This window comes from bacterium (assembly GCA_028821235.1).
GTDB lineage: Bacteria > Actinomycetota > Acidimicrobiia > Spongiisociales > Spongiisociaceae > Spongiisocius.
In genome coordinates this window covers 10,754-20,127 of sequence record JAPPGV010000107.1, presented here as the reverse complement: position 1 = coordinate 20,127, position 9,374 = coordinate 10,754, and the positions used below count along the sequence as shown (strand labels likewise).

The following is a 9,374-nucleotide window of genomic DNA, read 5'->3' as shown; positions in this document are numbered from 1 at the left end:
GGCGGACGCACCGTAGGAGCAGGCACCGTCACCAAAATCATCGAATAACCGGAACACCGGGTCGGAGAATCGGACAGCAGGAGGGCCCCCATGGCCAAGAAAAAGGGAAGCCGTATCAAGATCACCCTCGAGTGCACCGAGGCGAGGGCCGAGGGAAAGCCCCCGTCGCGCTACATCACCACCAAGAACCGGACCAATACCACCGGCCGGCTCGAGCTCAGGAAGTACAACCGCTTTCTCCGGCGCCACACCCTGCATCGCGAAACCCGCTAGTGGTCTGTCTGTGGAATGGCGGTGTGGTATGGCGTCGGCAGCGGTGTTCCTCGCAAGGCCCGCTGACGAAGGCGTTCCCGCAGCGGTACGTTGAGGAAGCGGAACGCAGCGACGGGGCACCGGTGGCCGCCAGAGCACGCCTGGCTGTTTCGCCGACAGACCACTACCCCGTGGATGCCCCAGCGGGCTTCTAGCCGGATCGGGATGGTGACGGGTCCGGAGAGCTTGACCGGTCGCACGTACGGCCCGTCGCGGTTCCGAGTCAGTCGGGCCCAGGTGGCCGCATACGTGGCGGCGTCCGGCGACGATCCGGAGCGCTGGCATTCCCACGCTCCGCCCTCGTTCGCGGGGGCGGTTCTCTTCAAGGTGGCCACGTCCTTCCTGGGCGATCCGGACGTTGCTTCGCATGCCCGCTTGCTCATCCACGGTGAGCAGACATTCACCTGGCGCCAGCCCTGGCGGATCGGCGCCGACCTGGCCATCTCGGCCCGGATCGACCGGCTCCGGGAGCGGGCCGGCACTGCCTTCGTCACCTTCGGCGCCGAGGTCGTAGATTCCGCCGACCGGACGGTGCTGTCGTCCCGCTCGCTGTTCCTCATGTCCCCGGAGAGCCCACCCGGAGGAACGGCCACCGAGCGTTCCGAGCCGGCGGCAGAGGCGCGCCGGGCCAACTCCGTTCCCCGCGCCGAGTCCTTGCCCGAGGTAGGCGAATCCCTCGCGCCGCTGGCCAAGTCGGCCTCCCGGGTCGACTTGGTGCGGTACGCCGCCGCCAGCGAGGACTTCAACCCGGTCCACTGGGACCACCTCCGCGGGGTCGAGTCGGGAGTGGGCGGTGTCATCTGCCACGGCCTGTTGATGGCCGCCTGGGCTACCCAGCCGGCCGCTGCATCGTCGCCCCGGCCCCGTCCCCTCGCCAGGGCCCGCTTCCGGTTCCGGCGGCCCCTGTATCCCGACCAGGCTGCCCGGGTCACCACCATGGTGAAGGATCGGGATGAGCGGCGGACCGTCCTCAACTCGACGGTGTCGTCCGAGGCGGGGGATCACGTCTCGGCTAGCATCGAGATACCGAAGGACGACGAAAGCGGGTAGGAGCGTGCAGGACCACCGGTTGGGTCCGGACGTAAACGAGCTGGTGGATCGGTCGCGAAACGGTGATCGGGAGGCCTTCGGAGAGTTGGCACGGCTCCATCAACACGAGGTCTACACGCTGGCGGTCCGGTTGACGGGTGATCGAACCCTGGCAGCCGATGTCACCCAGGAGGCGTTGATCCGGGCGTGGCGGGCCATCGGGCGTTTCCGGGGGGACTCGAGCTTCTCCACCTGGCTGTACCGGATCACGGCCAACGTCGCCTGGACGCTCAAGGGACGGGCGGCTCGCCAGCGCACCTACCAGCTTGACGCGATGATCGTCCAACCGCAGGCGAGCGACCGCGGCAATCCCGAGGTGGCGGGAGAGCGGACCGAGTTGCGCGCCCGGCTCGGGGCGGCGCTCGCAGAACTGGCGCGATCCCAGCGCACGGTGGTGATTCTGAAGGACGTCTACGGCTGGTCACACAAGGAGATCTCCGAAGCGCTGTCGATCTCGGTGACCGCCTCCAAGGTGCGACTGCACCGCGCTCATCTCCGGTTGCGGGAGCTGTTGAAGGAGTCGAGTTGAGCCGGCTGGTGAACCGAGCCGGACTCGATCGCGTTCCTCGGATCGCCACCTGCGGCCTCACCCGGCTGGTCCTGCACGGGGCCGAGTCCGGCGGGATCGATCTACCTCCGGTGATGGAGCGACATCGCCGCGGCTGCTTGTCCTGCCAGGCCGCCACCGCACGCCAGCGGAGGATGCTGGCCGAGCTGGGTGCCATGAGAACCCAGGTCGAACCGGCGCCCTTCGACATGACGGCCGGCCTGGAGTACCCGGCCGAGGTGGACGGCGACCACCCCTCCGAGCAGCGCAGCTCTACCAGTCGAAGAACCGCTACCGCGGTGGCGTCGGCGGCATCGATCGCCGCCATAGGGGTGGTGGTGCTGGCCCGCCGGATGAGATCGCCAAGCATCCGGTAGCCTGCCAAGTGGTCTGTCTGCGAAACAGCCGGGTGCTCTGGCGGCCATCGGCGTCCCGTCGCTGCGTTCCGCTTCCTCAACGGACCGCTGCGGGTACGCCTTCGTCGGCGGGCCTTGCGAGGCACACCGCTGCCGTCGCCATACCACACCGCCATTACACCGACAGACCACTGGCGGGCTGGAGGTAACCGCCGACGACCGGACGGGGTCGTGAGGTGTCTAAACTAGGGCAGACCTGTTCGTATACTCCCTGCGGCAGCCGAGGGGCGTAGCTCGAAGTTGGTTAGAGCGCCGGTCTCCAAAACCGGAGGTTGGGGGTTCGAGTCCCTCCGCCCCTGCCAGGTTCCTCACCGTTTCTCGCCGTCTCTAACGGTTTCTCACTGACCTATAATCCCAGGTGAAAGCCATGTTCTTAGAGCCTGCTATCGGCCGCTAGCGGATTGGCTAGTCTCTGGGCTTGTTTCTTGACCATTCGCACTGTTTCCGGTAGTTTCATCTAGTTGTGGGACGGGAAGAGGGACGGATTTGGAGGTAAAGTGCCAAAATTGACGGCTGCTTTCGTACGATCGGTCACCAAGGCGGGTAAGTACGGCGACCAGCATGGTCTGGTCTTGCGGGTTCAGCCTTCCGGATCGAAAGCATGGATCTGGCGGGGAACCGTCAACGGCCGCCGACGAGACCTTGGCTTGGGCCGCTACCCCTATGTGAGTCTGGCCGAAGCAAGGGCCAAAGCGTTCGAGTACCGCAAGACCTCGTTAGACGGTGGCGACCCGGTGACACTGCGCGCCGGTGGTGTGCCAACCTTCGCACGGGCGGCGGAGACGGTGATCGGGTTGCACGCGGGGAAGTGGAAACCTCGCAGCGAGGGGGGCCAAACCGAAGAACAGTGGCGCTCCAGTCTCGCTACCTACGTGCTGCCGATCATCGGCTCGAAACGTGTGGACGAGATCACCACAGCCGACGTGTTGGCGTGCCTCACGCCGATCTGGCACAAGAAGGCCACAACCGCGAAGCGGGTCCGGCAGCGTATAGCCGCAGTGATGCGCTGGGCGATCGCGGAGGGGTATCGGCAGGACAACCCTGGGGGTGAAGCGGTGGTCGCTGCGTTGCCGAAACAGAACGGCGGCAGGAAGCATCACCGAGCCGTACCGCACCACGATGTTGCGGTCGCTGTCGCCACGGTCCGGGCTTCCAGGCTCGAGCCGACGCTACGGTTGGCGTTCGAGTTCTCGGTGCTCACCGCGGCCCGGTCGGGTGAGGTTCGGGGCGCACACTGGTCGGAGATAGACTTCGAAGCGGCCATATGGACGATTCCCGCAGGGCGGATGAAAGGCGGTCGTGAGCATCGGGTGCCGCTATCGGGTCGGGCATCGGCAGTGTTGGCCGAGGTCCGCCGCTATTCGGACGGCAGCCCACTGGTGTTCCCCCGCCCCCGCAGGATCGGGAGCGAGATTCCGCGTTGGATGCTCGGCAAAGTACCCGGCAGGGTCGGCATCGACGGCACCCTGCACGGCATGCGGAGTTCCTTCCGGGATTGGTGCGGCGAGACCGGCGTTGCCCGCGAGGTCGCCGAAGCGTGCCTCTCACACTTGGTCGGGAACGCCGCGGAGTTGGCTTACTCACGGAGTGATCTGTTGGAACGCCGCCGTGAGGTTATGGAGGCCTGGGGGCACTATGCCGCCCCCACGACTGTCAGCTAGCGTGCCGGGTTTGTCGGAGAGCGAGGTGGTACCCCGTCGGAGGAGACCGCGTACAACCCTAGGTAGACTTCTAAGGTTTCTGTCGATCCGTCCCGCAAACTGACCCACAGCAAACTAGGCGTAGCCGAAACCTGGTCCCATGGGTGTCAGATGACCGATAGGGCGCCGAACCACGACCGGCCGAAGAGTTCCCGTACTGAGCTTTGCCGTTGCGGGCGTCTGAGGTGGTCATTATGGGCATTGGAGACGGGAGACGGCCACGGCGAGGGTTCCATCACGGGGTCAGCGTCCTCAGCGAGCCGGGTAGAACAAACTGCTTGCTTATGAGACCGCGCAAAACCCCAGGTAAATACAGGTTTTGTGCTTATCGATCCCACAAACCGCCCCACAACACACTAGGCATTGCCCGGAACCTGGTCCACAAGAATCGTCAAGGATGTCAGGGGTCAGTCGTCGACCTCACCACGAGTGTCGGTGACCTCACAGTAGCATGATAGCCGTGCTACCGTGTACCTGTGATCGTCTCGTTCCGGGGCCGCGGCACAGCCGATCTGTTCAATGGGCTGAACACACCACAGGCCCGTCGAGTCTGCCCGCGCCATCTGTGGGCAGTGGCCCGTAGAAAACTGGACCTGCTCGACTCTGCCGCCGTCTTGAGTGATCTCGCAGCGCCTCCGGGCAACAGGCTAGAGCAGCTCGGTGGCGACCGAAGCGGACAGTTCAGCATTCGAATCAACGACCAATTTCGTGTCTGCTTCAGATGGACGGCAATCGGCCCCGACCAAGTCGAGGTGACCGACTACCACTAGAAAGGAAGGCCAAAGTGGTGCGCATCCCTAACGACCGTGAACCCACACACCCGGGCACGATGCTGCTGCACGAGTTCTTGCAGCCCAGAGGGATCACCCAGCGCGAGCTCGCTGCTGCGATAGATGTGCCGTTCCAGCGGGTGAACGAGGTGGTTAGGGGCCGGCGAGGCGTCACTCCCAGCACCGCCCTACGGCTCTCCCGGTTCTTCGGCACGACCCCGGACCTGTGGATGAGCCTACAACAGCGCTGGGACCTATACCACGCAATACGCCGGGAGGCCGAGAAGCTCGACAGCATAGTGCCACTCGCGGCATCCACCTGACGGCGGCCTCGCCGGTCATCCCCTGGACGATCTTGTACAACCGCCCGGCCCGCTGCCGCAATGGAGGGGCAGCTTTAAGGGGAATAATATAGAATCGTAACCAACCGGCGGGGTCAGGCGCGGCCGGTTTTCATGAACTTCCACCGCTTCTTCGGTGTGGGCGGTGTGCGGAGGATGGCTGTCATGATGTTCTCGGGGGTGTCGGGTATAGGTTCGGGCATCGGGTACTTCACCGGCCTGCCACGGCCACGTTTCTTCTGTTCTGGCATGGGTTACTCTCCGTGTTGTTCGATGTATAGGAGCGCGTTTCTGAGGAGGTTCTTGCCGTTCTGGAATCGGCCTAGGCCGGTGTTGCAGCTATCGCAGATGAACGATCTGGCTTTGCCGATCCCTTTGTGGTGATCGAGAACGATCTTGGCGGTGACCCCGACTATCGACCGCTTACGGCAGATCGGGCACTGAAACAGCGTGCCTTTGGCGGGGCGGTGTTCCTCAGCGGCTTGTCGCTCTTTGGCCGTCATCCCCCGGCGGTCGATGCCCCTGCAACATATGTTGCAGGTCGGGCGGCGCCTGATGCGGCCGCGTGCCGTTGTCTGGTTCCTCTGGAAATGGTCAACCGGCTTGAGAACGTGACATCGGTTGCAGATTTTCGTGGAGTGGTCATCCCCTGTTGTAGTCGGGTCGAACCGCTCGATGTCTGTGTTGAGGACGCGGAGCGTTACGCCGTCGCCGACCAGGAACACTTCGCTGGTCTCTGGCCCGCTGGCGGTGACAAACCCGACCGAGCGGCGCTTGTACGCGATGGGCAGTGTTTCCCCGACCGGAACACCAGACGCGCCTACGCACAGAACGCAGGCCCCCTCTGGGATCATGCGGACAGCGCGGGCTGGCTGGGCATCGCCACTCGCTGTTCCGCTATGGCGATGTAGTCCGCCGCGATGTCGATGCCGATATAGTCTCGTTTGTTGGCAGCGGCCATCTTGGGGGTGGTGCCGGACCCGCACATCGGGTCTAACACGATATCGCCTGGTTTGGACCATGAGAGAATGTGGTCCTCGGCGAGCCGCTCAGGAAACACGGCCGGGTGCTGGAACGCGACCTTGTCTCTTGTGGTGCCGTTCATCCCGACCGCATAGGCCCAGATGTTGGTGCGGGTTTTCTCCTTGTTCAGCTTCCCCATCGTCTTCTTGTTCACCGCGTCCGGCCCCTTGTTGTGCACCAGCGGCTCGTAACCGCTCCGAACAGTTGGTTCCTTGAGCGGGTTGAAGGTCTTGGGACGTCCCCGGCTCAACACGAACATGAACTCGTACGCGTTGGTGTAGGCGTTGGAGCGCATGAAGGGTGTGTTCTTCTTGCGGTAGATCATGGCGTCGTGAACGGCAAAGCCGATCTCCTGAAAGTGGATTGCCTGGCGGAAGCTGGTTAGGGAACGCCCCCCGTTGATTCGGTCACCTACCACCCAGACGACCACCCCGCCCGGCTTTGTCACTCGCAGAAGTTCGGAGGCGATCTCCTCGAAAGGGAACTGATAGCCCTTGTAGTTGCGCAGGTTATCGTAGGGCGGTGACGTGACGGTGAGATCGATGCAGTCGTCCGGCCAGTCGGCCATGACCTCCACGCAATCCCCGACTATCAGGGAGTTGCGGATCATGGCGCGACCCCGCGATGGCCGGAGATGAGGTCTTCGTAGCGGAGTCGCTTTCCCACGAGTCCGCACATGATGAACCGCATCTGGTCGACAGTGTCGAACGGGCGGATGTTGTGCCGACCGGCGAACTCGTTGACATACCGTTGGAGGTGCTTGGGGCTCATCCGGTGGTAGGTGCCGTGGTAGCCCCGCTTGAGCATCGACCAGAACGACTCGACTCCGTTGGTGTGAGCCTTCCCCCGCACGTATTCCCCTACCGAATGGTGGATAGCCTGGCGGCCTTCGAGCCCATCATACGCCGTGGCGCCGTCGGTGTAGACCGGCTGGTTCGGTATTCGATGCTCTTCCACGAACCCCTGGAGCGTGTCCGCCTGGGTGTTCGGCACCACTCGGGCGACGACCTGGCCGGTAGCGCGATCCTTCGCCCCGACCACAGCGGTCTTACCGACCGGGCCGCGTCCGGCGTTCAGCTTCTTCGCGGCGTGCTTGTTGCGCTCCAAGCCACCGATGAAACTCTCGTCCACTTCCATCGCCCCGGCAAAGGTGGCCTGGTCGTTCTCCCAAGCCTCCCGCAGGCGGTGGGCCAGGAACCACGCCGACTTCTGCGAGATGCCCAAATCACGATGCAGCTTCATGCTGGCCTGACCCTTCAACCCGGTCGCCAACAGGTAGGTGGCTATCGCCCATGTCTGGTAGCCGAGGTTGCTTCCCGCCATCGCGGTGCCGGTCTTGACCGAGAAGAACTTCCGGCACACCCGGCAGCGGTACGGCTGGCTCGGGTGCTTCGCCCCTGTCTGAACGTTGGTGCTCTCGCAGCGCGGGCAGGTCGGTTCACCACCCCACCGGCATTCAGCGATCCAAGCCTCGGCGGCCTCATCGTCGGGAAACATACGGGTGACCTCGATGAGCGAGAGACCCTTGCGGTAGCTCTTGCCTGGTCCTGTCTGCGTCATCCCTCACCCTCCCGATTTATAACATAATCGTAACATGAGGGTGTGACAGATTCGCGCATTTGGTTACGATTCGATATAAATCCCCTCTAAAGCTGTCCTTGCCATCGCCGCTCAAGAAGTAAGCAGCGTTGCCGCAATGGAAGCTGCCCGAAGCCGGCGGATACTGGGGAACAACACTGGGGTAACTGCTTTAAAGCTGCCCGAAGCGGGCAAGGCGTATGCTTGACGGCGTATGGGCGGCCATCGCCGCAATGGATGTATCCCGCCGCAATGGAGGGGCAGCTTTAAAGCTGCCCGAAGCTCCACGAGAGCCTCCACCAACGGCCAAACCTACCCCATGCCGCAATGGAGGGGCAGCTTTAAAGCTGCCCGAAGATGGATTGGCCTGACCACTCCAAAATGAACCAGGTGCCGCAATGGAGGGGCAGCTTTAAAGCTGCCCGAAGGACGGCCGCAACGGGGCGGTCGGTGCCCGTCAGGTCCCGCCGCAATGGAGGGGCAGCTTTAAAGCTGCCCGAAGCATGACGGACGGCGGGACGGTGCCCGGGTGGATTCGCGCCGCAATGGAGGGGCAGCTTTAAAGCTGCCCGAAGACAAAGTTGCCCTGACCGCCCCACACAACCGTCGCCGAGCCGCAATGGAGGGGCAGCTGGCCATGATCTCCGCACGGGCGATGTTTCGCCGCAATGGAGGGGCAGCTTTAAAGCTGCCCGAAGCAGCCAACCCCCGCCTTCCATCAGCAGACCAGAACAGCCGCAATGGAGGGGCAGCTTTAAAGCTGCCCGAAGGTAGAATCGGCACGGGTAGCAGCCGAAGGGGACGAAGGCCGCAATGGAGGGGCAGCTTTAAAGCTGCCCGAAGGGATGCGCATCAGGGGCTTCATCCGGGGCATGGGATCGCCGCAATGGAGGGGCAGCTTTAAAGCTGCCCGAAGGCGGACCCTGACCGGAGATGGTCGATCTTCGAGGAGCTCGCCGCAATGGAGGGGCAGCTTTAAAGCTGCCCGAAGAGCCAGAAAGGGCGAAGCCCGTTGGCGTGGCCGTGGGCCGCAATGGAGGGGCAGCTTTAAAGCTGCCCGAAGCGAAACGCTCAAGCTGCTCCTCGCAGCAGTGTGGGGGCCGCAATGGAGGGGCAGCTTTAAAGCTGCCCGAAGCGCTCCCACCTGGCGTCTACATCGCCGTCGCGGAGCTGGCCGCAATGGAGGGGCAGCTTTAAAGCTGCCCGAAGGCCGTCCGACCCGGTGATCCACAGCCACACGCCGCGGAGGCCGCAATGGAGGGGCAGCTTTAAAGCTGCCCGAAGCCTGGAGGCGCAACGCCAGGGGGCGCCACAGCGCGCCGCCGCAATGGAGGGGCAGCTTTAAAGCTGCCCGAAGCCCGGCGGCTGCGCCGGCCACCCATCGATGGGCCGCTTCTCGCCGCAATGGAGGGGCAGCTTTAAAGCTGCCCGAAGCGCCGGGGGTGGTGGCGACCTCGAGGGCGGCGAGCGGCCGCAATGGAGGGGCAGCTTTAAAGCTGCCCGAAGCATCGGCGAGCCTGAGGAACCAGGCGGTCGGGTTCGCGCCGCAATGGAGGGGCAGCTTTAAAGCTGCCCGAAGAGCTCGCTCAAGAACCTAG

Annotated in this window: 10 protein-coding genes, 1 tRNA gene and 1 CRISPR repeat array; of the genes, 8 read left to right on the top strand and 3 right to left on the bottom strand. The window is 63.9% G+C overall.

Features of this window, described 5'->3' with window-relative positions; all coding sequences use genetic code 11:
* Positions 1 to 90: 90 nt before the first annotated feature.
* The 8 genes from rpmG to OXK16_11605 all read left to right on the top strand — a co-directional run bounded on the left by rpmG (position 91) and on the right by OXK16_11605 (position 5,157).
* Complete coding sequence (gene rpmG / locus OXK16_11640; GenBank protein MDE0376594.1) at positions 91 to 273, top strand: 50S ribosomal protein L33; 183 nt, start codon at positions 91 to 93, stop codon at positions 271 to 273.
* Between the two features lie 225 nt (positions 274 to 498).
* Positions 499 to 1,362 (top strand): MaoC/PaaZ C-terminal domain-containing protein, encoded by an 864-nt coding sequence (locus OXK16_11635; protein MDE0376593.1) that lies wholly within the window; start codon positions 499 to 501, stop codon positions 1,360 to 1,362.
* Between the two features lie 19 nt (positions 1,363 to 1,381).
* Complete coding sequence (locus OXK16_11630) at positions 1,382 to 1,930, top strand: sigma-70 family RNA polymerase sigma factor (protein ID MDE0376592.1); 549 nt, start codon at positions 1,382 to 1,384, stop codon at positions 1,928 to 1,930.
* On the top strand, positions 1,927 to 2,325 hold the full coding sequence (locus tag OXK16_11625; GenBank protein MDE0376591.1) for a hypothetical protein: 399 nt from the start codon (positions 1,927 to 1,929) through the stop codon (positions 2,323 to 2,325). Before OXK16_11630 ends, OXK16_11625 begins: the two co-directional genes overlap by 4 nt.
* Before the next feature lie 262 nt (positions 2,326 to 2,587).
* Positions 2,588 to 2,666 (top strand) — tRNA-Trp (locus tag OXK16_11620).
* 204 nt (positions 2,667 to 2,870) lie between these two features.
* On the top strand, positions 2,871 to 4,025 hold the full coding sequence (locus OXK16_11615; GenBank protein MDE0376590.1) for an integrase arm-type DNA-binding domain-containing protein: 1,155 nt from the start codon (positions 2,871 to 2,873) through the stop codon (positions 4,023 to 4,025).
* A 515-nt stretch (positions 4,026 to 4,540) separates the two neighbouring features.
* Positions 4,541 to 4,834 carry a type II toxin-antitoxin system RelE/ParE family toxin gene (locus OXK16_11610; GenBank protein MDE0376589.1) on the top strand — a complete coding sequence of 98 codons (294 nt, stop codon included), beginning with the start codon at positions 4,541 to 4,543 and terminating at the stop codon, positions 4,832 to 4,834.
* A gap of 14 nt (positions 4,835 to 4,848) precedes the next feature.
* Positions 4,849 to 5,157 (top strand): HigA family addiction module antitoxin, encoded by a 309-nt coding sequence (locus OXK16_11605; protein MDE0376588.1) that lies wholly within the window; start codon positions 4,849 to 4,851, stop codon positions 5,155 to 5,157.
* A 272-nt stretch (positions 5,158 to 5,429) separates the two neighbouring features.
* On the opposite strand, the gene OXK16_11600 is transcribed toward OXK16_11605, so the two are convergent.
* From OXK16_11600 to OXK16_11590, 3 genes are read right to left on the bottom strand one after another with little or no spacing between them, the layout of a single operon-like run.
* Complete coding sequence (locus OXK16_11600; GenBank protein ID MDE0376587.1) at positions 5,430 to 6,029, bottom strand: endonuclease domain-containing protein; 600 nt, start codon at positions 6,027 to 6,029, stop codon at positions 5,430 to 5,432.
* Positions 6,026 to 6,808, bottom strand: a complete 783-nt coding sequence (locus OXK16_11595) for a site-specific DNA-methyltransferase (protein ID MDE0376586.1) — start codon at positions 6,806 to 6,808, stop codon at positions 6,026 to 6,028. Before OXK16_11595 ends, OXK16_11600 begins: the two co-directional genes overlap by 4 nt.
* Positions 6,805 to 7,758, bottom strand: a complete 954-nt coding sequence (locus OXK16_11590) for an IS1595 family transposase (GenBank protein MDE0376585.1) — start codon at positions 7,756 to 7,758, stop codon at positions 6,805 to 6,807. The genes OXK16_11595 and OXK16_11590 overlap by 4 nt, the downstream gene beginning before the upstream one ends.
* 170 nt (positions 7,759 to 7,928) lie before the next feature.
* Positions 7,929 to 9,355: a CRISPR direct-repeat array (repeat unit 36 nt; unit sequence GCCGCAATGGAGGGGCAGCTTTAAAGCTGCCCGAAG).
* Positions 9,356 to 9,374: the final 19 nt, after the last annotated feature.

Bases quoted from the DNA above. Each gene is read 5' to 3' on its own strand.
- rpmG (MDE0376594.1), top strand. From the start codon at position 91: ATGGCCAAGAAAAAGGGAAGCCGTATCAAGATCACCCTCGAGTGCACC.
- OXK16_11600 (MDE0376587.1), bottom strand. From the start codon at position 6,029: ATGATCCCAGAGGGGGCCTGCGTTCTGTGCGTAGGCGCGTCTGGTGTT.
- OXK16_11595 (MDE0376586.1), bottom strand. From the start codon at position 6,808: ATGATCCGCAACTCCCTGATAGTCGGGGATTGCGTGGAGGTCATGGCC.
- OXK16_11590 (MDE0376585.1), bottom strand. From the start codon at position 7,758: ATGACGCAGACAGGACCAGGCAAGAGCTACCGCAAGGGTCTCTCGCTC.